The organism is Nocardia sp. NBC_01388, from assembly GCF_045040085.1.
GTDB lineage: Bacteria > Actinomycetota > Actinomycetes > Mycobacteriales > Mycobacteriaceae > Nocardia.
The window spans coordinates 4,560,608-4,584,431 of the sequence record NZ_CP109553.1; the positions used below are offsets into that span (position 1 = coordinate 4,560,608).

The following is a 23,824-nucleotide window of genomic DNA, read 5'->3' on the forward strand; positions in this document are numbered from 1 at the left end:
GACAGCCTCCTAGTTCTGCGCGGTAGCGCTCGGTGCCGGAGCACGCCGGGCATTACGCTCGGCCGGGGCGGCCTCGCCGACCGGAGCCGACTCGACGGCTTCCTGATCGGCCAGATGGTTGGCGGCGATATAGCCGAACACCATGGCGGGTCCGATGGTCGCGCCCGCACCGGCGTAGTCGTTGCCCATGACGGCGGCCGAATTATTGCCCGCCGCATACAGACCCGCGATCACCGCGCCGCTCTCGTCGAGCACGCGTGAGTGCTCGTCGGTGACCAGGCCGCCCTTGGTGCCGAGATCGCCGGGGACCATCTCGACGCCGTAGAACGGCCCGCGCTCCAGCGGAGCCAGGGTCGGATTCGGCTTCACCGTCGGATCGCCGTAGTAGCGGTCGTAGGCCGAGTCGCCGCGCAGATAGTCCTCATCGCGGCCGTTCGCCGCAAAGCCGTTGAAGCGCTGCACGGTCGCGGTCAGCTTGTCGGCCGGAACGCCGAGCTTGGCGGCCAGCTCTTCGAGCGTATCGGCCTGCTTGATAATGCCCCTGTCGAAATATGCCTGCGGCAGTGGGCGTTTGGGGAAATTACCCAGGAACAGATACCGGTCGCGGAAGTTCTGATCGAAGATGAAATGCGCCGGAATGCTGCCGGTGCCCGCCGCCTCGTCCTCGTACATCTTGTGCACGACATTCACATACGGCGCGGACTCGTTGACGAAGCGCTCACCATTATTGTTCACCATGATCGCGCCGGGCTGCGAACGCTCGGCCAGGCAGAAGAACGGCGGACGGCCCTCGGGGCTGCGCACCGACGGACCCCACCAGGCGTCATCCATGAGATCGACTGCCGCGCCGATGTTCTGGCCTGCCACAATCCCCTCGCCGACATTCTCGATAGCGCCGACGGTCCATTCGGTGGACTGCGGGCCGGCAATGTACTTCTTACGCATTTCCAGGTTGTGCTCGAACCCGCCCGCGGCCAGCACCACGCCGCGCTTGGCCTTGATGACCACCGGACGGCCCTCGTGTTCGGCGCGCACGCCGACCACGACACCGTTCTCCGTAATCAGTTCGGTCAGCGGCGTATTCAGCCATACCGGCACACCCGCATCACGCAGGGACAGCCACAACCGGGCCGCGAGGGCTTTGCCGAGGCTCAGCGGCAGCGCACCCTTGGCCAGGGCCAATGCGGTGCGGGCGCCGACCTTCATGGCGGTCTTCTTGCCGTTCCAGGTGCGGGCGATCATATTCAGGTCGTGGAAATCGCTGACCGTGATCGCAATGCCCTTGGGCGCGGACATGGTCGGCTGGTTGATCTTGTGCAGATCGCCGCCGAGCAGCCGTCCGTCGATCACCGCGGGCTCGATGCTGCGGCCCTGCGCCAGACCGCCCGGGAACTCCGGGTGGTAGTCGGAATAGCCGCGGTCGTAGACGAACTCCCAGTACTTGGAGCGAGCGCCGATGTAGGAGAACATCGCCGGGCCGTTGTCCAGGAAGGCGTTCTGCTTGGCCTCCGGAACCCGATCGCCGACAACGGCTTTCAGGTAGGTGCGGGCCATGGTGGGACTGTCGGGCACGCCCGCCGCCTGCAGCACCGGATTATTGGGCACCCATACACCGCCGCCGGAGCGGGCGGTGGAGCCGCCGAAGAGCCGGCTCTTCTCGATCAGGGTCACCGACAGACCACGGTAGGCGGCGGTCAGCGCGGCGGTCATACCGGCGGCGCCGGAACCCACGACAACAACGTCGAATTCGAATTCCATTGAGTATCAGTCCTTAGTAGCCGCAGCTGGTGAGCATGCCGCCGTCGACGACGAATTCGCCGCCGGTGCAGTAGCTCGAGGCGTCGGAAGCCAGAAAGAGCGCCACTTCGGACACCTCCACGGGCTGTCCCCAGCGCGGAATGGGCAGATCGGAGAAGAAACTATTGCCGTCCAGCCCGGTCGCGCCGGCGACGGACGCGGTCATGGGTGTGGCAATACCGCCGGGGTGAATGGAGTTGACCCGGATTCCCGAGTGCCCCAGCTCCCGGGCGGCGGATTTGGTGAGCCCGCGCAGTGCGAATTTGCTCGCGCTGTAGGCGGAGAGCCCGGCAGCGCCGACGAACCCCTCGACCGAGGAGACGTTGACGATGGCGCCGCCACCGGAGTCGATCATGGCGGGCGCGGCGGTCTTGATACCGAGGAACGAGCCGGTCACATTGATGTTCTGCATGAGGTTCCACTCATCCAGGCTCATCTCCAGCAGCTTCTTGAACCGCAGGATGCCGGCATTGTTGACCAGCACATCCAGTCGGCCGAACTGGGCCACGGCCGCGGAAACCGCTGCCTGCCAGTCGCTTTCACCGGTCACATCGTGGTGCACATAGCGGACGGCGGCGCCGAGCTCGGCCGCCAGGGCCTTGCCCTCGTCATCGAGCACGTCGCCGAACACCACGCGGGCGCCCTCCGCGACGAACCGGCGCACATGCTCCGCGCCCATACCCCGCGCACCACCCGTGATCAGGGCGACCTTCCCGTCCAGCTGTCCCACCGGTTCCCGTCCTTCCTCAGCGTTTGAACCGACGCTAAGACCGGGGATGCACGGCGGCACGGTGTGGTCCCGGCCACTGAGACAACCGAATGACCTGAGGCTATGGGTCCTGAAGTATTCCGGTTAGGCATAGCGGCCGGACGAGCCTGCCGCTGGTAGGGAGCCCCGGATGAAGTTCTCCATGATCTTCGAAGCACAGATGGCGAATCCCACCGCCGAGCACGAGGCCCAGGTGCTGCGCGACTCGGTGGAGCAGGCCGTGCTCGCGGATCGGATGGGCTTCGACACCGTATGGGCGGTAGAGCACCACGGGCTCAAGTGGTACGCGCATATGAGCGCACCGGAGATCTTCCTGACCTGGGTGGCCGCGCGGACCGAGCGCATTCGCATCGGGCACGGCGTGGTCTGCATGCCGTTCAACTTCAACCATCCGGTGCGCGCCGCCGAACGCGCCGCCATGCTCGATGTGCTGTCGGGCGGGCGGGTGAATCTGGGCGCGGGGCGCGGGGCCACCGCCGTCGAGACCTCCATGTGCGGCGTCGATCCCGCCCGCACCTATCAGGAGGTCGAGGAATCGCTGCGCCTGATCGCGAGCGCATGGCAGGATCCCGAGGGCGAATTCTCCTATCACGGTGAGCTTTTGGATATCGATCCGCATCATCTGCTGCCGCGTCCGGTGCAGCGCCCACATCCACCGCTGTTCATGGCGTGCACCAGGAAGGACACGCTGAAACTGGCCGCCGAATACGGCATCGGAGCACTGGTGCTCGGATTCGCCGGGGTCGAGGAGATCGCGGAACTGCGGCGCATCTACGACGCCGCGATCACCGCCCGGACCGGCGAACGATTCGTCTCGACCGTGGTCAACGACCATTTCGCCGCACTGTGCCCGACCATCGTGCTCGACGATCGCGAGCGGGCCCGGCAGATCGGGGCGCGCGGGCAGCGGTTCTTCGCGCAGGCCATCAAGCACTACTACGGTGCGGGGCCCGTACCCGACGAGGCCGTGGATCCGGCCGTCGACGAGGTCGCCAAGATCCGTGAAGCTGCCGAGGAGCACATCGCCTACCTGCACGAGGCCAAGATTCCGGTGAAGTCCGGGTCCACCGCCATCTTCAATGCCGAGCACGCGTACGGCAATGCCGAGGACGCCATCGCGTATGTGGAGCGATTGCAGGCCGCCGGCGCCGACGAAATCCTGTGCCTCATCCAGATGGGCACGGTGCCGCAGGAGGCATGCATGGAGACCATCCGCCGGTGGGGCGAGAAGGTCATCCCCCACTTCCGTAATACGCACAGTCGTCAGGCGAAACAGCCGTAATGCGAACCAGCACTGTCGAAACGAGTAGAAGGAATCCGAAATGGTCGATCTGAACGGCAAAGTCGCACTGATCACCGGTGCCGCCCGCGGTCAGGGCGCTGCCGAGGCACGCCTGTTCGTCGAGCGCGGCGCGAAGGTGATCATCAGCGATCTGCTGGAGACCGAGGGCAAGGAGCTCGCCGAATCCCTCGGCGGCGCAGCCCTGTTCGTGCGTCACGACGTCACCGATACCGACAGCTGGGCTGCCGCCGTCAGCACGGCGGTGTCGGCCTTCGGCAAGCTGGACGTCCTGGTCAACAATGCCGGCATCTACACCATGAAGCCGCTCATGGAGACCGGTTCCGATGAGCTGGAACGCATTCTGAAGGTGAACCTGATCGGCGCGTTCAACGGCATCAAGGCCGCTGTCCCGGCCATGATCAACGCGGGCGGCGGCGCCATCGTCAATATCTCCTCGCAGTCCGGGCTCGAAGGCCTGATGAACCACGCCGCCTACGGCTCCTCCAAATGGGGTCTGCGCGGGTTGAGCAAGGTCGCCGCGCTGGAGCTGGGCCTGTCCCAGATCCGCGTCAATTCGGTGTACCCCGGCCCCATCGCCACCCCGATGGTCCCCTACCTGACCACCGGTCCGGGCAGCTTCCCGAACCTGCCGCTGGAGCGCTCCGGCCTGCCCGAGGAGGTCGCCGAACTGGTCGCCTTCCTCGCCTCCGATGCCGCCGGGTACATCACCGGCGCCGAGGTGGCCATCGACGGCGGGCTCGCCGCGGGCAAGTTCATTCCGCGCGGCATGTAAGCCATCCGCGCGGAGCTGTTTCGGACGTTCCGCACGGGTCGGTGCGCCGCCCGCACCTGCGAGGCGGGCGGCGCGCCATTCCAATCGAAATCCCCTGTCCACCTGAGGAGTCCGCGATGCCACTGTCACCCGAATGGCAGGTCTTCGTCGACGCGGCCGCCGCCGCCTTCCCCGCCCTCGGCACCGAGGTGACCGACGCCGCCGAAGCGCGCGCCTTCCTCGCGGCCCGGCCCGCACCGGTGGTCGAACCCATTCCCGTTGCGGGAGTGGAAGAGTGGCTGATTCCCGGACCCCTCGATGCCCCCGAGATCCCCGTGCGGCTCTACCGGCCGCTCGATGCCGAGCAGACACCCGGCGTGGTGGTCTTCTATCACGGCGGTGGATTTGTGCTCTGCAACCTCGACAGCCATGATCGGTTCTGCCGCACCATGGCGAATGACGCTGGGGTGATGGTGATTTCGGTGGATTACCGGCGCGCCCCCGACGCCCGGTTCCCCGCTGCCGCGCATGATGCCTATGCCGTGCTGCGCTGGGTCGCCGACAATGCCGAAGCCCTCGGCGGCGATCCGGCCCGCGTCGCGGTCGCCGGTGACAGCGCGGGCGGAAATCTGGCCACCGTCGCCGCCCTGCAGGCCCGGGACAACGGCGGCCCGGACATCGCCTTCCAACTGCTCATGTATCCCATGCTCGACCCAGCCTGCGACAGCGTCTCCTATACCGAGAACGCCGACGGCTACTTCACCACCGCACCTCAATTGCGCTGGTACTGGGAGCAATACCTGACATCTGCCACCGATGCGAGCGATCCCTACGCCAATCCGCTCGGCGCGGATCTCACCGGCCTCCCGCCCGCGTACATCGCCACCGCGGAATTCGATCCGCTGCGCGATGAGGGTGAGGTCTACGGCCAACTGCTGCGCGAAGCCGGTGTGCACACCGAGATCCAGCGCTGGGACGGCACCATCCACGGCTTCATGTCGATGGCCTGGCATCTGCCGGAAACCCAGCGTGCCAATGCCGCCGCCTTCGCCGCGCTGCGCCGGGCCCTGGCCCGGATCCCCACTCGCTGACCACATCTCGATCGGCGAATTCCTGGCCGGGCGGCCGAGGCGCGGCTAGCATCGCGGACGTCCGTCATTTGTTTGAAACATCGGGAATTCTCTTGTCGGTTGTACGCACCACCGCCCTGACCGCCGCCGTGACCGCTGCCTGCGCCCTGGCTGCCGCCGGAAATGCCGAGGCCGCCGCGCAATACTACGGCACCATCGCCGTCTCCAAGATCCGCAATGCCGCGGTCGTCTCGACCGATCGGAGCAAGGTGTCGGCCGATGCCGACGCCATTCGCGACTGCGCCAGCTACGACTGCACTCTCGTCCTGCACTTCACCGACGGCTGCGGTGCGGTCGCCCAGGGCGCGGACGGCACTTTCGGCTGGGCCGCAGCCGGTTCCCGCGATGAGGCCGAGCAGGCCGCGATCACCGGACTCGGCCAGAGCAACCCGCCGTTCCCGGACCTCGGCAGCGCCAGCCCGCAGGCGGCACACATTGTCGCCTCGGCCTGCACCCCGAACATTCAGTAGTCGCGCTCAGCGTCCGTAGCGCGCCTCGTAGGCGGCGCGCTCGGCCGCCCGGCGGCCGGCCCGGACGGGATTCTCCAAATCCGCTGGGAGACCGTGCTTTCCCAGTCGATGCACCCTGTTCATGGGCATGTAGGCGATGATGTAGAAACCCGCCAGCAGGACGGCGAGCAGGACCATCGCACCGCGGAGCCACAGTTCGCCGGGGAAGAGCAGGAAAGCCGCGAAGATCGGGGTGAGCGGGAACAGTCCGCGCACCAGATGCCTTGGTACGGCGAACTTTCCGGTCAGGTCGTTGCGGACCCACTCCTGCAGTGAATCCGGAAGGCGAGCACCCATGGAGTAGCCGACCCACTGAATCGGATTGGGACGCTTCATCACCGGGCTCCCTTCGCTGTATCGGCCGACGCACGGCGGGCCGCGGTGTTCACGCGGTTGAGCACATCGCGCAGGTCTTCCAGATCGGCCAGGCCGACACCGAGCCGCTCGACCACCGCGGGCGGAATCCGCTCCGCGTCATTGCGCAGCTCCCGGCCCGCGGCGGTCAGATCGACAACAAGATTGCGCTCATCGTGGGTGTCCCGGCGCCGTGTGATGAGCCCGGCGGCCTCGAGCCGCTTGAGCAGCGGTGACAGTGTCGGCGAATCGAGCTGGATGGCCTCGCCGATGTCCTTGACCGACATGGGCGCCGCACCCCACAGGGCCAGCATCACCAGATACTGCGGATGTGTCAGCCCCATGGGTTCCAGCAGCGGCCGATAGACGGCCAGTACCGCGCGATTGGCCACCGCGAGCGCAAAACACACCTGCCGGTCCAACCGCAGCGGATCCTCGATATCCAGCTCCACAGCTCAGCCCTCCGCAATCACTACCGTTAGGGCAATAATAGTTAACACACTAACGATTGGCACGCGATCGAAGAGTCGATCAGGTCACACTCACTGCATGAGCTGGATCATCTCGGCGACCCGGTTCGTATCCATATAGTCGCGGAACAGCACCACCTGCCCGTCGCGCACGCCGACGACATTGACCGACGTGCGCACCCGGGCGCGCTCGGCGCCCGGCCTGGTCAGCTCGACATCGTTTTCCACCCAGAGCAATTCGGGATCGGACGTCTCGTAGATGGCCGGGTACACGCCGTGCACCACAACGCCCGAAAGCCGCTGCGGCGACCACCAGCGCTCCAGGTGCGCGCGAATCTCCTCGCGGCCTTCGAACCGGTTCGGGAAGCCGGGAATCACAAACGGGATCTCGAAGACGGCAATTGAGGCCGCAGCGTGATCTGGTGGATGTAGTTGCCACGCTGCGGCAGGTGCTGTGCGTGAAAGGGTGAATATTGGACCGTCGCACCCGCTTTGGGTGCGACGGTCCAATATTGTGTGAGCGTCAGCGCCGACGCAGTGTGGCCGCCACGCCGGCGCCGATCAAGAGGATGCCGACGACGAGCGGGAAGCCTGTCTGCAACCACTGGAACAGTGCCACGTGCATATCGTCTGAAACCAAAGGGATTTCGCCGATCAATCGGAAGGTGTCGTTCGGGAAGATCATGTGAATGAGTCCGGGCAGCACACCCCAAACCAGGCCCGCCACAATGGTTCCCACGGGCGAATAGGCGGCCAGCGCAGCCACCAGCAGGAACAGGGCCGCACCCAGGAGGATCTGCAGGGTCGAGCCCAGCCGATCCGAGAAGTCCCCGAGAATCACCCACTGTCTGGTGTCGGCCGCGCCGTTGGCGGAGAACGCAATCCCGATAGGCGTTGCCACCAGGCAGATCACCGAACCGACCACGGTCCGCGAAACGTTCCCACTACTTCGAAACTGCGCCCCCGGCGGAGTCCACCCCGCGGGCGACGGAAACTTCTCCGGCATCACCGTCTCCCTGCTCACCGGAGGCCGAGCGGCTTCCGGTACCTCATTGTCCGCTGCGGCCGGGGTTTCTGCGCGATCTTGACCGCACCGCAATCCAAGGCGGACAACCAGCAGATTTCGCCCATCGAAGCGGTCGTTCTATACCGCCAGCGACCGGCCCGTGTCCAGAATGTGCACAGTGGTGCCGGGCGCGAGATCCGCTGCGGCAGCACGGAAGAGATCGGGCCGATTCCGGTCCGATTTCGTCATCAGCCGGTCACCCAGCGGTCCACTGGTGAACGCGTAGTGGATGGGCACAGCCAGGCGCGGGCGCAGCGCCCGCGTCAGATCCGCGGCCTCGACGGCATCCATGACCACCTGATGATTGAGCAGCGGCCGAATCCGCAGACCGTCGGTGCCCGACGCGGTGCAGAACGGCGGTGCGTTCGTGGTGGCACACGGCCACGGCGCAGCCGGGCGGCCTCTCCCGTGGCCGAATCCGGCGGTGAGCGGCCGCTGAGGCGCCGCGCGTGTCCTGCGGCTCACGGGCGGCCGACGGCGCGGCGGGGTGCGAGGTTCGATGGGAGCTTCGTGGTGTCGGTGCGGTGAGGCACGATGGAGCGCGTGACCTCGACCGGCGCGACCCCGACCAGCACCCTCTCCACCGACCTGCGGGAGGACGCCGAGCGGCTGCTGCGCGAGCTGGCCGGGCCGCAGGCGCGGCTGCGGGAGGATCAGTGGATTGCCATCGAGGCGCTGGTGGTGCAGCGGCGGCGGGCACTGGTGGTGCAGCGTACCGGCTGGGGTAAATCGGCGGTGTACTTCATCTCGGCCAAGCTGCTGCGGGCGACGGGGCGCGGGCCGACGGTGATCGTCTCACCACTGCTGGCGCTCATGCGCAACCAGGTTGTCGCGGCCGAAAGAGCCGGAGTTGTTGCGGCAACGATCAATTCGGGCAACGTCACCGAATGGGACGATATCCATGCGCAGGTCGCCGCGGGCGAGGTCGATGTGCTGCTGGTCAGTCCCGAGCGTTTGAACAATCCCGACTTCCGCGATGCGGTGCTGCCCAAGCTGGCCGCCGATGCCGGGCTCGTCGTGATCGACGAGGCGCACTGCGTCTCGGACTGGGGCCATGACTTCCGGCCCGACTATCGCCGAATCCGCACGCTCATCGCCGATCTCGGCTCGGATGTGCCGGTGCTCGCCACCACGGCCACCGCCAATGATCGCGTCGTCACCGACGTGGCGACCCAAATCGGCACCGACACTCTGGTTTTGCGCGGCGGGCTGGATCGCGAATCGCTGCACCTGTCGGTGGTGCGCATTCCCGATGCGGTGGAGCGCACCGCCTGGCTCAGCAGGCGGCTGCACGAATTGCCGGGCTCCGGCATCGTTTACGCGCTCACCGTCGCCGCCGCGCACGATCTCGCCGATGTGCTCAATTCGCATGGGCACCATGTCGCCGCCTACACCGGGCAGACCGATCCGTCCGAGCGCGAGGCTCTGGAAACCGCACTGCTGGCCAATGAGGTCAAGGCGCTCATCGCCACCTCGGCGCTGGGCATGGGCTTCGACAAACCGGATCTGGGCTTTGTCGTGCACGTGGGTGCGCCCTCCTCTCCCATCTCGTACTACCAGCAGGTCGGCCGTGCCGGCCGTGGCACCGACCGCGCCGAGGTGGTGCTGCTGCCGGGGCCGGAGGATCGCCAGATCTGGAGTTACTTCGCCTCGGTGGCCTTCCCGCGCGAGCACATCGTGCGCTCGGTGCTGGCGGCGCTGGGCATCGACCGCGCCCTCTCGACGGCCGCGCTGGAGCCGCTGGTGGAGCTCAATCGCTCACGCCTGGAAATGGTGCTCAAGGTGCTCGATGTGGACGGCGCGGTGCAGCGGGTGCGCGGCGGCTGGCTCAATACCGGCCAGCCCTGGGGGTACGACACCGAACGCTACGAACGCCTGACCATTGCCCGGGAAGCCGAGCAGCAGGCCATGATCGACTACCAGTCGACCACCGAATGCCGGATGAACTTCCTGCGCGGTCAGCTCGACGATCCGGATCTGCTGCCGGGTGCCCCCGGCTGCGGCCGCTGCGACAATTGCACCGGCGACCGCCAGAACACCGCCGTGGACGCCACCGATCTGGCCGCCATCCGAGCCCGGCTGGACCGCCCCGGCATCGACCTCGCGCCGCGCAAGCAGTGGCCCACCGGTATGGCGAAACTCGGAATCTCCCTGTCCGGCAAGATCTCCGACGCTCCCGAGGTCGGCCGGGTACTCGGCCGCCTCAGCGACCTCGGCTGGGGTCAGCGCCTGCGCGCCCTGCTCGACGCACCCGATGCCCCGGTGCCCGATGAGGTCTTCAAGGCCTGCACCACCGTGCTGCACGAATGGGATTGGAACGAGCGGCCGACCGCCGTCATCGCCCTGGACTCCCCCGGCCGCCGCCTGCTGACCACCTCGCTGGCCGCCCGCCTCGCCGAAATCGGCCGCCTGCGCGACCTCGGCATCCTGCACCTGCGCCCCGACCTGCCCCCGATTTCCGCCGTCAACTCGGCCCACCGCGTGGCAGCGCTCAACAATGCCTGGGAGACACCGGATCTCACCGACGTCCAGGGCCCCATCCTCCTGGTCGACGCCCTCACCGACACCGGCTGGACCTTCACCATGGCCGCCCGCGCCCTCCGCGCCGCCGGCGCCGACGCCATCCTCCCCTTCGCCCTAGCCACCCCCTCCTGACCTGCGCCACTGGAGTCCTCCGACCCCAGGCTGCCCCTGGGCCGCCGAAAGCTGACCGCCTCCACCGGCGGTCGGCCTAACGACGACCCGTAACCCACGACGCGGCTTGTCGTCTGCCGCTATCGGAATATCCGCCGAGGCGCAGCCGGGCCTGTCACTCGGCACAGTGCCTGCCGCGGGGGGCCGCGATTTGACACCCCGCAAGCGATAGCAGCCGATCGACCTCCTGCCGCGTCCGGCAAGATCGGCCACGCCGTCCTCACCGCACCGCACACCGCCGGACTGCCGTTGCACGCCGCCAGCAGCGACCCGGCCGCCCTCACTGTTCCCGCCGGAATCGAGGTCATCGCACTGCGCGGTCGCACATTCACCCTCACCGGCGGGCAGACACTGACCTTCCGCACCCAGATCGCTCTCCTCGCCGAGGCCATCGGCCGCGATATCCCGTTCACCACCATCACGCATGACACAGCGCTGCAACAGATGTCGGCCTACATGCCCGCCGGTATCGCCGAATCGCTGCTGACCAACTGGGTCGCCGCCACCGCGCGTCCGGAGACCATCGCCGACACCACCGAGATCCTGCTCGGCAAGCCCGCCCGCACCTTCCACCAGTGGGCGCAGAAAAACGCCCCCGCTTTCACACCTTCCTGAACACCGCCCCGTTCCGGCGAGGCCCCCTTCTCCCCCAGGGCATCTCAGGTCCTCGCCGCTGGTCTCCGAAGCACACCGCACCGCCCGCGCCCGCTGGGCCATCCTCGCGGTTGTCCCTACGGCCTGATCGACGGCTCGGCCAATGGCTGGACCGCCCGGCCGATCCTCGCCCTCATCGCGGGCCTCCTGTTCTTCGCGCTGTTCTGCCTGCGCCAGCGGCATGCCGCCGATCCGCTGCTCGAACCCTCCCTGCTGCGCAATCGCGGTTTCACCTCCGGCCTACTGCTCGGCCTGGTGTACTTCGCCGCCACCTCCGGGCTGCTCTTCGTGCTCGCCGACGGCTGGGCGCAATGCCCCTCGCCCGATCACCTCGCCCTCACCGACGAGGGTCGCGATCGCCTCGTCAAGGTCGCCGCACAGGTGAACACCTTCCGCGAGGTCTCCCTGACCGGCATCACCGATGACGAATACCGCACCGCCGTCTCGGTCCTCGAACGCATCACCCAGAACCTCGAATCGCGCGCATAGTGAACGCGCTTGGAGCCTGCGCACCCGCGTAGGCTCCAGCTATCCGCGCTGCCGCCGACCGCTGGAGTCCACCATGGCGTCCGCACTATCCAAGATTCCGCCACTGCCCCTGCTGCGGGCACTGGGACTGTTCCGCGACGGGCTGGCCGCGCTGCATCGACGGCTGGTGCCCGGGCATATCGCCATTCTCGAACTGCAGATGACCGGATTCCTGACGCAGGCGATCCACGCCGCCGCCCAGCTCGGCATTGCCGACGCGCTCGTCGAGGGGCCGCGGTCGCCGGTCGAGCTGGCCCGTGCGATCGAGGTGAACGAGGACGGGCTGCGGCGGCTCATGCGACTGCTGATCAGCTTCGATATCTTCGCCCAGAAGCGGGACGGGTCATATGCGCTGACCGGGATGTCCCAGGCGCTGCGCAGCGATTCCCCGGTGACGCTGCGAGACCTGTTCCTGTTCTTCGGATCCGAGTACCACCGCAAACACTGGACGCACCTCGCCGATGCGGTGCGCACCGGCCACGCAGTAGGCCCGGCGCTGGACGGGATGGGATTCTTCGAATACGCCGCCGCGCACCGGGATATCGGCGAACTGTTCGACCGCGCCATGACCAGCATCAGCACGCTGTCCACCGAACCACTGCTCGCCGCATACGATTTCGGGCGCTTCGGGACGCTCGTGGACATCGGCGGGGGCGAGGGCAGCCTGCTCGTCGAGATCCTGCAGCGCAGTGCGATGACCCGGGGCGTCATCTTCGACCTGCCCGAGGTGGTGACGGCGCTGCCGGTACAGCTTGCGGGACTGGCGGATCGGCTCACCGTCGACACCGGATCCTTCTTCGAGTCGGTGCCCAAGGGCGGCGACGCCTACATCCTCAAGCACATCATCCACGATTGGTCCGACGAAGAAGCCGAACGTATTCTGCGCACCGTGCGCAGCGCCATGGAACCCGCTGCCCGCGTGCTGATCATCGAAATCGTGCTGCCCGAACACCACCGCCCGCATGCCGGAAAGTTCATCGATCTGGAGATGCTGGTCAATGCCACCGGCCGCGAACGGACCGAGGCCGACTTCCGAAATCTGCTGACCCGCAGCGGATTCACCCTCACCCGCGTTGTCCCCACCGCCGCACCGGATGTCATCCTCGAGGCGCGCCCGGCACCCTGACCGAAATCCCCACCCCCGAACGGTGATCGACCCCCTTGCGCCGATCACCGCTCGTGTGGGCACGGTCGGCACAGCACCGGAATCCTCGGATAACCGCCGCACCAAAGGGTTCCAGCACCACGCCACCGCACCCGACCCGGCACTCCGAAAGTCACCGGGCCGCTCATCCCCACAGCTCCCGTCGCTGCCTTCCGAGCGCAGCTCAGGAGTGAATACACCGCCGGTCACTGAAGTCGAGGCAGCGCAGGGTCGCTCTCACGCCGGACGCTGAAGTCGTGGGTAGGCGGACGAGTTTCGGCGTTCCTGGGAACCCAGGACCCGCACGGCCTGATCGGTCCAGCCGTCCGCCATCTTCGCCAGCCGGTACCAGGCCGCGTGCACTTCGTGATCGGACACCTTCTCCGCCGTCTTGAGCAGATACACGGCGTGCACATGCGCGGCGGCCATCACATCGACGACGGCGCCGAGCGATTCGCCGCGCACTACTCCGCGGCGCGCCCGCTTGGCCACCCAGTCGTCGATGAAAGTGACTGTCTGCGCGCGGAGCTCGTCGATGCCACCGGCGTCCCGGGGCTGTTCCCGGCGCTCCAGATGCAATTCGGCGAGGCCCCGGGCCCAGCGGGTCACCTGATGATCGTCGGGTTGATCCCCGATATGGCCGCAGAACGCGGCCAGCAGTTCATGCCAGTCCGGGAGTAGGGGGCGAGGTACGAAGACATTGTCACGGCCATTCGCCCACGACAGCTGGCTGTCGTCCGGTTGCGGTATGTACATGCGTACCTCCACGGCGGTGCGGGCGCACCCGGCGCCGCGGGCGGCCACTGGACCGCGAGCCCGGCGCGGCAAGGGCGGACCGCGCCGGATCCAGGCAACCGCTATCGGCGAAGGGCACATCTCGATGCGGCGCCGGGTGCAGTTACAGAATGCCCCGCAAATCGCGCCCGCCCACTGCCCTTTCCATGGCCTTCCGGTGCCCCTCACACGCCGCGCCGCCCCGACACGCGGCCGAAGGTGATAAAGGAGACCGACTGGTCCGTGATGATTCGTCCGGATTCTCGGATTGTCGGCGCTGCCGAGCTGTGGCACCGTCGAGCTGTGACATCTTCGCTGTCGCACAGGAACACTCGCAGGGGGCGGCCATGGCGCGCGTGGTGGGAATCGATCTGGGATCGCTGAACTCGGTCATGTGCGTCCTCGAAGACGGGCAGCCCCGAATACTCACGAACGCCGAAGGCTCCGCATTCACATCCACCGTGGTCAGCTTCATCGATGGCGGCAAGGTGCTCGCCGGACAGCAGGCATTCGAACGGGCACATTCACACCCCGGACGCTCGGCCATCAACTGGCGACGACAGCTCGGCACCGAATGGCAATTCACCGATGAGGGCCGCATTTTCGGCGCACCGAAAATCGCCGCCTGTGTCCTGATGAAACTCAAGCGCGACGCGGAAGCTCAACTGGGCGAGGAGATCACCGATGTGGTGATCTCGGTGCCGTCGTACTTCGGAGCCGCCGAACTGCGAGCAACCACACACGCCTGCACCCTGGCCGGACTGCGGCCCCTGCGCCTCGTCGGCGACGCCGGTGCGGCCGCATTCGCCTACGCCATGCACACCAACCCGTGCACGGAGACGGTCCTCGTCGCAGACCTCGGCGGAGGTACTTTCAGCGTCACGGTGGTCCGGATAGACAACGGCGTCGCCGAGGTACGCGCGGTGCGCGGGGACAATGCCCTGGGCGGCAACGAGTGGGGCCAGCGAATCCTCGCACACCTGGTGCGGAAGTTCCGCGCGCACAACGGCATCGACCTGGGCCGGAATGTCCCTGCGCTCGTACGGATCACCGCCGCCGCACGCACTGCGAAGCACGAACTCTCCAGCATGCCGAGCACCGTCATCGAAGTACCGGCCCTCGCCACCGACGCGGACGGTAACCAGCTGTCCCTCACCGAAACGCTGACCCGCGCCGAATTCGCCTCCATGACAGCCGATCTGCTGGATCGGTGTCGTGCACTCATCGCCGCGGCCATCACCGACGCGGGCCTGACGACTCGCGATATCGACCGCGTGATCCCGATCGGCGCCGCGAGTCGCATGCCGGCCTTCGACGCACTGATCACCGAGTTCGCCGGTGACCGGGAGCCGTACCGCGGCCTGCCGCCTGAGCAAGCCGTCGCCATCGGGCTCGCGGCGATCACCGGCGTCCTCGACGGCACCGTCCGCGACCACACGCTGCTGGACTGCCTCCCGATGCCACTCGGAATCGCCGTCTGGGGCAGACGATTCGCGACACTGATCGATCGGAACTCGCTCCTGCCCGCCAGGAGATCGATCTTCGTCACCACGATCGCCGACAATCGATCACGCGTCGCCGTCGAAGTCTTCCAAGGCATCTCCGACGCCGTGAAGCACAACCGGCTACTCGGCGTCCTGCATCTCGACGGACTGCCGGCCGCGCCGCGCGGCGCCCATCGCATCGAGATCACCGCGGAGATCGACCCGTTCAACCGGATCAGGGTGACGGCCGGGAATCCGAGCACCGGCAGCGGGCAGACGCTGATCATCGGCAGCGATAGGGACCCGTCGCCGATCCATCATGCGATCCAGGCGTCGGAGGAGGTCGAACTGCACCCCGACCAGGACGCCGGAACACGCCGCGAGCAGCACACCGAGTCCTCGTCACCGGAGGTGCCCGCGCGCCGACGACCTACCGAATCCACGCTCGATGCCGCCGCGAATCACCTTCTCGGGCACCATCTCTCCACTCACCCGCACCGCTGGTACGGCGGATCGCCGCTCCTGCTCTACGGGGTTCCCCTCGCCGTCGCGGCGGCCGTGCTCATTTTCGGCACGGTGGAGAAGGGCCTCCCCGGCACGCTGGCCGCCGCCGGGCTCCTCGTCCTGGGGCTGGTGGCCACGCGAATCAAGAGTTTCGCCAAGGCGCCACGATATTTGCTGGCACGCGCGAAATACGCGCGTGCCGCGAAGCCGGGCACCGGATTCCGGGACGCACAGCTGAGCCTCTTCGAGCACGGCGTGGTGATATTCGGCCGCGGCGCCACCACCGTCTTCCGCTGGGACACCGTGACGGTGCTGCAAGACCTGGTCGAGACCAAGTACATGTGGTACTTGTCCGACACCATCGCCTCGATGAAGGACCGCTATCTGCTCACCGATCCGAGCGGCGGCAGCTACCGGATCAGCGGCGAGTTCGTCGAAGCCGGGCAGTGGGGACCGGTCATCCGGGAAGGGATACTGGCGGCCCGACTCCCCGGCGCGCTGGCAGCGGTCGAAGCCGGGCAGACACTCACCTTCGGTTCGATCACGGTGAACCGGGACATCGTGACCGCACGTGGCCGATCGGTGCCGTGGAGCGATATCGAGGGAATCCGGACCCAGCGGGGATTCATATCGCTTCGGGTTGCGGGACAACGATTTTCGCTCGTCAAGGCACCGGCCAACGCCGTCCCGAACATCTTCGTATTCCTGGAACTCGCGGAGCGGCTCCGAGTTTCGGCTAAAGCTTGACCAGATCGTCGGCGTGCACGACGGGGCGCTGCATACCGTCCGAAAGGTCGCCGGTGGAACGGCCTTTCATCGATTCCAGCTCATCGCTGTCGTAGGCGGCCACACCGCGAGCGACGATACGGCCGTCCGGTGCGATGAGATCGATGACATCGCCACCGTAGAAGCGGCCGTCCACCTTCGTGATTCCGGCGGCCAGGAGGGAGCGGCGACGGTCGGCGACAGCCTGCACCGCGCCCGCGTCGATGTGCACCGCGCCATGGCTGTCGGCGGCGTGCCGGACCCAGAACTTGCGGGCGGACAGGCGAACCGGGCGGGCGGCGAAGGCGGTGCCGACGGTCGCACCGGACAGGGCGGCGGCGGCATCGGAAGCGGCGGCGAGCAGTACCGGCACACCGGCATCGGCCGCCAGCCGGGCGGCGGAGAGTTTGGAGGCCATGCCGCCGGTGCCCAGAGCGCCACCGCTACCGGCGATCACACCATCCAGATCGGCGCTGCTGCGCACCTCCGGAATGAAATTGGCCGCACCCTTGCGGGGATCGCCGTCGTAGAGGCCGTCCACATCGGAGAGCAGGATCAGCGCGTCCGCGCCGACCAGGTGCGCCACCAGGGCGGCCAGCCGGTCGTTATCGCCGAAGCGGATCTCTTCTGTTGCGACAGTGTCGTTTTCGTTCACCACGGCAATGGCGTGCAGCGAGCGCAGCCGATCCAGGGTGCGCTGCGCATTGCGGTGATGCTCGCGCCGGCCGAAGTCACCGGCGCTCAGCAGCACCTGCCCGACCACCCGGTCGTAGCGGGCGAAGGAGTTGCCCCAGGCGTGCGCCAGAGCCAGCTGACCGACACTGGCCGCCGCCTGCTTGGTCGCGAGATCCTTTGGGCGCTTGGATAATCCGAGCGGCGCCATACCCGCGCCGATCGCACCCGAGGAGACCACCACCACATCGGATCCGGCGCGCATGCGGGTTTCCACCGCATCGGCCAGCCGATCGAGGCGGTCGGTCTCCAGCCCGCCCTCGAGACTCGTCAGCGCGGAGGACCCGATCTTGACGACCACACTGCGCGCCGTCGCGATCGCACGGCGGGCATCACTGAGCCCCGAATCCACCCGCGTGATACTCGAACTCACTGCACCACACCTCTGTTCGAACTACTGGTCTTCGTCGCCCACCAGGCCGCGGCGCGCACGCGAAGCGTGCTTACGCTCGGCCGCACCGATGCGCTCGGTCTGATCCAGGCGCGCATCCGCGCCGCGACGGGTCATCATGACCTCCACACCGGCGGAGATCTGCGGTTCCCAATCGAAGAAGTAATCGCCGATGGTCACGGGCGCACCCGGCTCGGCGCCCAGCCTGACCAGCTCCTCCTCGATACCGAGGCGAGCCAGGCGGTCGGCCAGGTAGCCCACGGCCTCCTCGTTGTCGAACTGGGTCTGCGCGACCCAGCGCTCGGGGCGCTCACCCTTGACGAGGAAGCCGCCCTCGACCTCGGGATCACGAATGACCGTGAAACCGGTGTCGCCCTTGATGATCGGGCGGATGACCGCGCGCTTCGCCTCGGCCTTCGGGTGCAGCTCGCGGTATTCCTTGATCAGGTCCGCCAGCGCGAAGGTCAACGGCCGCAGGCCATCCCGGCTCACCGCCGAGATGACGAACACCGGCCAGCCGCGCTTCTCGAACTCCGGGGTCACCATTTCGGCGAGCTCCGCCGCATCGGGGACATCCGACTTGTTCAGAATGACCACGCGCGGACGATCGGCCAGATCACCGAGCTCGGCATCGGCCTTCAGCGCCGGCTTGTAGGCGGCGAGCTCGGCCTCGAGCGCGTCCACGTCAGAGATCGGATCACGGCCCGGATCCATGGTGGCGCAATCCACCACATGGGCCAGTACCGCGCAGCGCTCCAGATGCCGCAGGAAATCGAGTCCCAGACCGCGGCCCTCGCTCGCGCCCGGAATCAGCCCGGGCACATCGGCCACGGTGAAGGTGGTGTCACCCGACTGCACCACACCGAGATTCGGCACCAGTGTGGTGAACGGGTAGTCGGCGATCTTCGGCTTGGCCGCCGACAGCACCGACACCAGCGACGACTTACCGGCCGACGGGAAGCCCACCAGGCCCACATCCGCGACCGACTTGAGCTCGAGAACCAGATCCCGCTCTTGCCCGTCCTCGCCGAGCAGCGCGAAACCGGGCGCCTTGCGCGCCTTCGAGACCAGCGCGGCATTTCCCAGCCCGCCCCGGCCGCCCAGCGCGGCGACGAACTGCGTGCCGACGCCGACCATATCGGCCAGCATCTCACCGTCGGCGCTCATCACGACCGTGCCATCCGGCACCTTCAGGACCAGGCCCTCGCCGCGCTTGCCGCTGCGGTCGTTGCCCTCGCCCGGCTTACCGTTGCCACCACGGGCATGCGGATGGAAGTGGAAATCCAGCAGGGTGTGGATATTGCCGTCGACCTCGAGGATCACATCCCCGCCATTACCGCCGTTACCGCCATCGGGTCCGCCGAGCGGCATGAACTTCTCTCGGCGTACCGAGGAACATCCGTGCCCACCCTTGCCCGCATGTACGTGCAATACGACACGGTCGATGAATTTGGACATATCGGTGATCATCCTCCTTCAGGACAGTCGGATCGCTATCGCACGGCCAGGGTGGCCGAGGTGTGACTCTGAAAACAGCACGGTGTGGAAATAACGAAACGGGCCAGGGTTGATCACCCTGACCCGCGTCGCGAAGTGCGTGTGGATTAGCTCCAGTGCGGCTCAGGCCGACACCGGCTCCGGAACCACGATGTTGATGGTCTTGCGACCACGCTTGGTGCCGAACTGGACCGCACCCGCCTCGAGGGCGAACAGCGTGTCGTCGCCGCCACGGCCGACGTTCACGCCGGGGTGGAAGTGCGTGCCACGCTGGCGAACCAGGATCTCGCCGGACTTGACGACCTGGCCGCCGAAACGCTTGACGCCGAGTCGCTGCGCATTCGAATCGCGACCATTGCGCGAGCTGGATGCACCCTTCTTATGTGCCATTTCAAACTCCTCGTGCAGTGTATTTTGCGATATGAGCGGGGCCCTGCATGGTTAAGCAGGCTGCCGCCTCCGGGCCTGACCGCTCATATCGGGGGCGACGAACCCCAAGTCGGATTACTTGATGCCGGTGACCTTCAGGACCGTCAGCTTCTGACGGTGGCCCTGACGCTTGTGGTAGCCGGTCTTGTTCTTGAACTTGTGGATGCGGATCTTCGGGCCCTTGGTCTGTTCGACGACCTCGGCGGACACGGAGACCTTCGCCAGCTTGTCAGCATCGGTGGTCAGCTCGGCGCCATCAACAAGCAGCACCGGCGCCAGGGACACGGAAGTGCCCGGCAGACCCTCGATCTTCTCGACCTTCACCAGGTCACCGACCGCGACCTTGTACTGCTTTCCGCCGGTCTTGACGATTGCGTACGTTGCCATCGGTCGGCTGCCCTTCTTCCTGTTACAAGTGCTGTATCAACACTGTGTTCACACGGCTGATCCTCCGGCTCGCACCGGAAACCGCCGTACGACTGGTCTGGTATTCACCGCCGCCTCGGGCCAGTGGTTCACACATGAACCGGCCCTCGTTCTCACAGCGCTACTGGCTGAATAATGCCGCACAGCAAGCGCTGTCGCCGGGGGCAGCGACTGTCCAAGAGTACAGGACACGGCCGGGGCGTCCAAACCGGGGGTTCCGGGCGCATGAACACTCGCGAAACCGGCCTGGCCTGGGGAACAGCCGTGGCCCCGCCGTAGGTACGGGCGGGGCCACGACAGAGTCCGGGATCGGACTCGGATGATCAGTTCTCGCCCTCTGGAGCGCCCGCAGGGCGACCAGCGGCACGACGGCGGGGACGAGTTCGCGGAGCCACCTCGGCCGGGGCCAGATCCGCGAGGGACAGGCCCGGGGTCTGCGGCTGATCCGCACTGGAGAGCACGAACACCGCACCCTCACTCGCGGAGGCCGGAGCTGTCACCGCACGAGCCACCCGGCGGCGGCCGGCCCGGCGAGCGGGCTGCGCGGGTTCGGTCACCTCCGGCGCCGGTTCGGGCGCCCGGGTGACCGGAGCCGCGGCCTGCGCCTCGGAGACCTGCACCGTGGCCTCGGCGGCGGCCACGACCGCGTCCTCGGCGACCACGGCATCCGCGGCGGCCTCGGATTCGCTTGTGTGCGAGGAGGTTCCGTTGGTCGACGCCTTGGCGGGCTCTCCATGACGCACCGCGCCGGATTCGGCAGAGCGCGCCGCGGCGGACTCGGCGACGGCTTCCGCACCCGCGGCCGCGGCATTCGCCAGGGCCTGCTCGGCGTACGTGGCGTCGTCCACGTCCTCATCGTGATGCGAGGCCATGGCGAGCGCGACCGGATGGGCGCGCCGGGCGGCGGCCTTCTCCTTGCTCTCCGCGGTCTCCTCGACGACAACAGGCGCGGCGGGCTCGGGCACGGCCGGAGTCTCCGGAGCCGCATTGCCGCGGTCCTTGCGACGACGGCGCGAACCCTCGCGACGGGCGGCGCCCTCCTCCACCGGTGCGGATTCCACCGGGTAGTTGTGCACGATGAGGCCGCGGCCGTGGCAGTGCTCACAGGTGCTGGAGAACGCCTCGACCAGACCGGTGCCCAGCTTCTTGCGAGTCATCTGGACCAGGCCCAGCGAGGTGACCTCGGAGACCTGATGACGCGTGCGATCGCGGCCCAGGGCCTCGGTCAGCCTGCGCAGCACCAGATCCCGGTTCGACTCCAGGACCATATCGATGAAGTCGACGACGATCATGCCGCCGATATCCCGCAGCCGCATCTGGCGGACGATCTCCTCGGCCGCCTCCAGATTGTTGCGGGTGACGGTCTCTTCCAGGTTCGACCCACCGGCGCCGGTGAACTTGCCGGTATTGACGTCGACCACCGTCATGGCCTCGGTGCGGTCGATCACCAGGGTGCCGCCCGAGGGCAGCCACACCTTGCGGTCGAGCGCCTTGGCCAGCTGCTCGTCGATGCGGAGACTGCCGAAGACGTCCACGCCGTTGTTGTCGTGCTTCTCGACGCGGACCAGCAGATCCGGGGCGACGGTACGGATGTAGTTCTCCACGGTCGTCCAGGCGCGATCGCCCTCGATGACCAGCTTGGAGAAATCCTCGTTGAAGAGGTCGCGAACCACCTTGACCAGCAGGTCCGGCTCTTCGTACAGCGTCTTGGGCGTACCCGAGCCGCCCTTGGCCTGCTCCTCGATGGTGCGCCAGGTCTGCTGCAGCCGTTCGACATCGCGAGCCAGCTCGTTCTCTTCGACACCCTCGGACGCGGTGCGAATGATGACGCCGGCATCCTGCGGCACGATATCGCGCAGGATCTCCTTGAGCCGCTTGCGCTCGGTATCGGGCAGCTTGCGGCTGATACCGGTCGAGGTGCCGCCGGGCACGTACACCAGGAAGCGACCGGCCAGGCTGATCTGCGTGGTCAGGCGAGCGCCCTTGTGACCCACCGGATCCTTGGATACCTGCACCAGCACGGTGTCACCGGGGCGCAGCGCCTGCTCGATCTTGCGCTCACGGCCGCCGAGACCGGCTGCCTCCCAGTTCACCTCGCCCGCGTACAGCACGCCGTTGCGGCCGCGGCCGATATCGACGAACGCCGCCTCCATGGACGGCAGCACGTTCTGCACCTTGCCCAGATACACATTGCCCACCATGGACGCGGAACCGGTACTGGTCACGAAGTGCTCGACCAGGACGCCGTCCTCGAGCACCGCGACCTGCGTGGTGGAGGTCGGGTGGTCCTGGAAGTGCTTCTCGCGCACCACCATCACCCGATCCACCGACTCGCGGCGGGCCAGGAATTCGGACTCGGTCAGGATCGGCGGACGGCGGCGACCGGCCTCACGACCGTCCCGGCGACGCTGGCGCTTGGCCTCCAGGCGGGTGGACCCGCTGATGCCCTGCACCTCGTCGACATCCTTGGTGGCGGCGGCGCGGCGCTTGCTGCGCGGCTCCCGCTCGTGCACGACGGTGTTCGGCGGATCGTCCTCGGAGGCGGCGGCCTCGGGCTCGGCCTCCTCGCCACCCTTGCGACGGCGACGACGACGGCGACGGCGGCTGCTCGAGCCCTCCGGCACAGCCGAATCGTCGTCCTCGTCCTCGGAGTCTTCGGCCTCGGCCTCGGCGTCGGCCCGGATCTGATCCTCGATCTCCGGATCGATCTCGCCCGACTCGTCATCCGGATGCTGTTCGCCACGGCCACGACCACGACCGCGACGGCCACGACGGCGGCGCCGCGAAGCGCCGTCACCGCGCTGTTCGCCGTCCCAGTCCTGCTCGTCGTCGCCCTCGTCGGAAGAGGTGTCTTCAGCAGCCTTGTCCTCGGCGACCTTGGCCTCGACCTTGGTCTTCTGCTCGACGCGGGTCTTCTCGGCGGCCTGGAGCTTCTCCTCGGCCGGGGGCTTGTCCTCGGTGCGCGGCTTGTCCTCGGCCTGGACCTTCTCGGCCTTCGGCTTGTCCTCGACCTTGGTCTTGCGCTCGGCCCGCAGTTTGCGGCGGGCCTCCTCGGCGGCGGCGAAGTCCGGCGACTGGAACAGCGGCTGGGCGACCAGGCCGGACGGCTGGTACTGCACCGGCTCTTCGACCGGGAGCTCCGGCTGCTGGAACGGGCTGGTGAAAAGTTTGGGGGCGCGCTTGCGCGGGGTGGAGACCACGGCGGCTTCCGCGACCTCGACCTCTTCGGCGGCCAGTTCGTCGGCGGCCAGCTCATCTCCCTTCACGATGGCCTCGTCGACGGTGGCGGGGGCCGGATCGACGGCTCTGGGCCCGAAGGCGTCGCGGACGGTCTCGGCGACGGTGCGATCCAGGCTCGATTGCGGGCTACGGGCCTGGGCGCCCATCTCGGTCAGGTGGGCCAGGATTCGTTTGCTGGTGACTCCCAGCAGCTTCGCCAGTGCGTGCACGCGGATCCGTTCCGGCAACTGTTCGGCAGCCGGGGGTGTGTCCGCGGCCTCCCCTGCGGCGTTCACCTGTGTTGTTGCTTCCTGCGGCTCTTTTTCGGCCACGAAATCTCCTTGGGCCCCCGGGCGCGTCCCTCGAGAGAGTGACGCGGCCGACGCGGGGGCGCTGTCTTCGCCTCGCGCCCATGGGCGCGAGATCAGTGGTCT

Annotated in this window: 22 protein-coding genes; 9 read left to right on the forward strand and 13 right to left on the reverse strand. The window is 67.4% G+C overall.

Translation table 11 applies throughout. From position 1 onward, the window contains the following. Positions 1 to 9: 9 nt before the first annotated feature. Both kstD and OG716_RS22470 read right to left on the reverse strand, forming a co-directional pair. Positions 10 to 1,758, reverse strand: coding sequence for a 3-oxosteroid 1-dehydrogenase (gene kstD, locus OG716_RS22465; RefSeq protein WP_405132744.1), 1,749 nt, complete (start codon positions 1,756 to 1,758; stop codon positions 10 to 12). A 13-nt stretch (positions 1,759 to 1,771) separates the two neighbouring features. Then, positions 1,772 to 2,527 carry a glucose 1-dehydrogenase gene (locus OG716_RS22470; protein ID WP_405132746.1) on the reverse strand — a complete coding sequence of 252 codons (756 nt, stop codon included), beginning with the start codon at positions 2,525 to 2,527 and terminating at the stop codon, positions 1,772 to 1,774. 169 nt (positions 2,528 to 2,696) lie between these two features. Here OG716_RS22470 and OG716_RS22475 point away from each other — a divergent pair, with 169 nt between their 5' ends. From OG716_RS22475 to OG716_RS22490, 4 genes are all read left to right on the forward strand, one after another. Continuing rightward, positions 2,697 to 3,848 (forward strand): LLM class flavin-dependent oxidoreductase, encoded by a 1,152-nt coding sequence (locus tag OG716_RS22475; RefSeq protein ID WP_405132748.1) that lies wholly within the window; start codon positions 2,697 to 2,699, stop codon positions 3,846 to 3,848. A 40-nt stretch (positions 3,849 to 3,888) separates the two neighbouring features. After that, the gene (locus OG716_RS22480) at positions 3,889 to 4,641 is read left to right on the forward strand and encodes a glucose 1-dehydrogenase (RefSeq protein ID WP_405132749.1); all 753 of its coding nucleotides are present in this window, start codon (positions 3,889 to 3,891) and stop codon (positions 4,639 to 4,641) included. 116 nt (positions 4,642 to 4,757) lie between these two features. Then, on the forward strand, positions 4,758 to 5,711 hold the full coding sequence (locus tag OG716_RS22485) for an alpha/beta hydrolase (protein WP_405132751.1): 954 nt from the start codon (positions 4,758 to 4,760) through the stop codon (positions 5,709 to 5,711). A 92-nt stretch (positions 5,712 to 5,803) separates the two neighbouring features. Next, entirely contained in the window at positions 5,804 to 6,220 is a 417-nt protein-coding gene (locus tag OG716_RS22490) for a DUF4189 domain-containing protein (protein WP_405132752.1), read from the forward strand. A 6-nt stretch (positions 6,221 to 6,226) separates the two neighbouring features. Here the strand turns inward: OG716_RS22490 and OG716_RS22495 are convergent, their stop codons facing one another. The 5 genes from OG716_RS22495 to OG716_RS22515 all read right to left on the reverse strand — a co-directional run bounded on the left by OG716_RS22495 (position 6,227) and on the right by OG716_RS22515 (position 8,614). Then, positions 6,227 to 6,595: a DUF5313 family protein gene (locus OG716_RS22495; RefSeq protein ID WP_355123333.1), complete on the reverse strand. Its 369-nt coding sequence runs from the start codon at positions 6,593 to 6,595 to the stop codon at positions 6,227 to 6,229. After that, entirely contained in the window at positions 6,595 to 7,059 is a 465-nt protein-coding gene (locus OG716_RS22500; protein WP_405139837.1) for a MarR family winged helix-turn-helix transcriptional regulator, read from the reverse strand. The genes OG716_RS22495 and OG716_RS22500 overlap by 1 nt, the downstream gene beginning before the upstream one ends. Positions 7,060 to 7,155: 96 nt before the next feature. Continuing rightward, entirely contained in the window at positions 7,156 to 7,461 is a 306-nt protein-coding gene (locus OG716_RS22505) for a nuclear transport factor 2 family protein (protein WP_405132754.1), read from the reverse strand. A gap of 145 nt (positions 7,462 to 7,606) precedes the next feature. Then, positions 7,607 to 8,089, reverse strand: coding sequence for a hypothetical protein (locus OG716_RS22510; protein ID WP_355123325.1), 483 nt, complete (start codon positions 8,087 to 8,089; stop codon positions 7,607 to 7,609). Between the two features lie 138 nt (positions 8,090 to 8,227). Then, on the reverse strand, positions 8,228 to 8,614 hold the full coding sequence (locus tag OG716_RS22515; RefSeq protein ID WP_405132755.1) for a hypothetical protein: 387 nt from the start codon (positions 8,612 to 8,614) through the stop codon (positions 8,228 to 8,230). A gap of 69 nt (positions 8,615 to 8,683) precedes the next feature. On the opposite strand from OG716_RS22515, the gene OG716_RS22520 reads away from it, so the two are divergent. The 4 genes from OG716_RS22520 (at position 8,684) to OG716_RS22535 (ending at position 13,151) form a co-directional block, all read left to right on the forward strand. Continuing rightward, positions 8,684 to 10,804 (forward strand): RecQ family ATP-dependent DNA helicase, encoded by a 2,121-nt coding sequence (locus OG716_RS22520; protein ID WP_405132757.1) that lies wholly within the window; start codon positions 8,684 to 8,686, stop codon positions 10,802 to 10,804. A gap of 288 nt (positions 10,805 to 11,092) precedes the next feature. Continuing rightward, complete coding sequence (locus OG716_RS22525; RefSeq protein ID WP_405132758.1) at positions 11,093 to 11,458, forward strand: hypothetical protein; 366 nt, start codon at positions 11,093 to 11,095, stop codon at positions 11,456 to 11,458. Between the two features lie 294 nt (positions 11,459 to 11,752). After that, positions 11,753 to 11,986 (forward strand): hypothetical protein, encoded by a 234-nt coding sequence (locus tag OG716_RS22530; RefSeq protein ID WP_405132759.1) that lies wholly within the window; start codon positions 11,753 to 11,755, stop codon positions 11,984 to 11,986. A 73-nt stretch (positions 11,987 to 12,059) separates the two neighbouring features. Next, complete coding sequence (locus OG716_RS22535; RefSeq protein WP_405132760.1) at positions 12,060 to 13,151, forward strand: methyltransferase; 1,092 nt, start codon at positions 12,060 to 12,062, stop codon at positions 13,149 to 13,151. A 255-nt stretch (positions 13,152 to 13,406) separates the two neighbouring features. Here OG716_RS22535 and OG716_RS22540 read toward each other — a convergent pair whose 3' ends face one another. Beyond that, complete coding sequence (locus OG716_RS22540) at positions 13,407 to 13,925, reverse strand: DUF4254 domain-containing protein (protein WP_405132762.1); 519 nt, start codon at positions 13,923 to 13,925, stop codon at positions 13,407 to 13,409. 365 nt (positions 13,926 to 14,290) lie between these two features. On the opposite strand from OG716_RS22540, the gene OG716_RS22545 reads away from it, so the two are divergent. Then, positions 14,291 to 16,678 carry a DUF6585 family protein gene (locus OG716_RS22545; protein ID WP_405132764.1) on the forward strand — a complete coding sequence of 796 codons (2,388 nt, stop codon included), beginning with the start codon at positions 14,291 to 14,293 and terminating at the stop codon, positions 16,676 to 16,678. Here OG716_RS22545 and proB read toward each other — a convergent pair. The 5 genes from proB to OG716_RS22570 all read right to left on the reverse strand — a co-directional run bounded on the left by proB (position 16,668) and on the right by OG716_RS22570 (position 23,722). Then, positions 16,668 to 17,801, reverse strand: a complete 1,134-nt coding sequence (proB, locus tag OG716_RS22550; protein WP_405132765.1) for a glutamate 5-kinase — start codon at positions 17,799 to 17,801, stop codon at positions 16,668 to 16,670. The genes OG716_RS22545 and proB overlap by 11 nt on opposite strands. A gap of 21 nt (positions 17,802 to 17,822) precedes the next feature. Next, positions 17,823 to 19,277 carry a GTPase ObgE gene (gene obgE / locus OG716_RS22555; RefSeq protein WP_327144478.1) on the reverse strand — a complete coding sequence of 485 codons (1,455 nt, stop codon included), beginning with the start codon at positions 19,275 to 19,277 and terminating at the stop codon, positions 17,823 to 17,825. Positions 19,278 to 19,439: 162 nt separating this feature from the next. Beyond that, on the reverse strand, positions 19,440 to 19,706 hold the full coding sequence (gene rpmA, locus OG716_RS22560) for a 50S ribosomal protein L27 (protein WP_364698107.1): 267 nt from the start codon (positions 19,704 to 19,706) through the stop codon (positions 19,440 to 19,442). Between the two features lie 114 nt (positions 19,707 to 19,820). After that, the gene (rplU, locus tag OG716_RS22565; RefSeq protein WP_067568881.1) at positions 19,821 to 20,132 is read right to left on the reverse strand and encodes a 50S ribosomal protein L21; all 312 of its coding nucleotides are present in this window, start codon (positions 20,130 to 20,132) and stop codon (positions 19,821 to 19,823) included. Positions 20,133 to 20,494: 362 nt separating this feature from the next. Continuing rightward, positions 20,495 to 23,722: a translation initiation factor IF-2 N-terminal domain-containing protein gene (locus tag OG716_RS22570; RefSeq protein WP_405132767.1), complete on the reverse strand. Its 3,228-nt coding sequence runs from the start codon at positions 23,720 to 23,722 to the stop codon at positions 20,495 to 20,497. Between the last annotated feature and the right edge of the window lie 102 nt (positions 23,723 to 23,824).

Bases quoted from the DNA above. Each gene is read 5' to 3' on its own strand.
- kstD (WP_405132744.1), bottom strand. From the start codon at position 1,758: ATGGAATTCGAATTCGACGTTGTTGTCGTGGGTTCCGGCGCCGCCGGT.
- OG716_RS22475 (WP_405132748.1), top strand. From the start codon at position 2,697: ATGAAGTTCTCCATGATCTTCGAAGCACAGATGGCGAATCCCACCGCC.
- OG716_RS22480 (WP_405132749.1), top strand. From the start codon at position 3,889: ATGGTCGATCTGAACGGCAAAGTCGCACTGATCACCGGTGCCGCCCGC.
- OG716_RS22485 (WP_405132751.1), top strand. From the start codon at position 4,758: ATGCCACTGTCACCCGAATGGCAGGTCTTCGTCGACGCGGCCGCCGCC.
- OG716_RS22495 (WP_355123333.1), bottom strand. From the start codon at position 6,595: ATGAAGCGTCCCAATCCGATTCAGTGGGTCGGCTACTCCATGGGTGCT.
- OG716_RS22510 (WP_355123325.1), bottom strand. From the start codon at position 8,089: ATGCCGGAGAAGTTTCCGTCGCCCGCGGGGTGGACTCCGCCGGGGGCG.
- OG716_RS22520 (WP_405132757.1), top strand. From the start codon at position 8,684: ATGGAGCGCGTGACCTCGACCGGCGCGACCCCGACCAGCACCCTCTCC.
- OG716_RS22535 (WP_405132760.1), top strand. From the start codon at position 12,060: ATGGCGTCCGCACTATCCAAGATTCCGCCACTGCCCCTGCTGCGGGCA.
- OG716_RS22540 (WP_405132762.1), bottom strand. From the start codon at position 13,925: ATGTACATACCGCAACCGGACGACAGCCAGCTGTCGTGGGCGAATGGC.
- OG716_RS22545 (WP_405132764.1), top strand. From the start codon at position 14,291: ATGGCGCGCGTGGTGGGAATCGATCTGGGATCGCTGAACTCGGTCATG.
- obgE (WP_327144478.1), bottom strand. From the start codon at position 19,277: ATGTCCAAATTCATCGACCGTGTCGTATTGCACGTACATGCGGGCAAG.
- rpmA (WP_364698107.1), bottom strand. From the start codon at position 19,706: ATGGCACATAAGAAGGGTGCATCCAGCTCGCGCAATGGTCGCGATTCG.
- rplU (WP_067568881.1), bottom strand. From the start codon at position 20,132: ATGGCAACGTACGCAATCGTCAAGACCGGCGGAAAGCAGTACAAGGTC.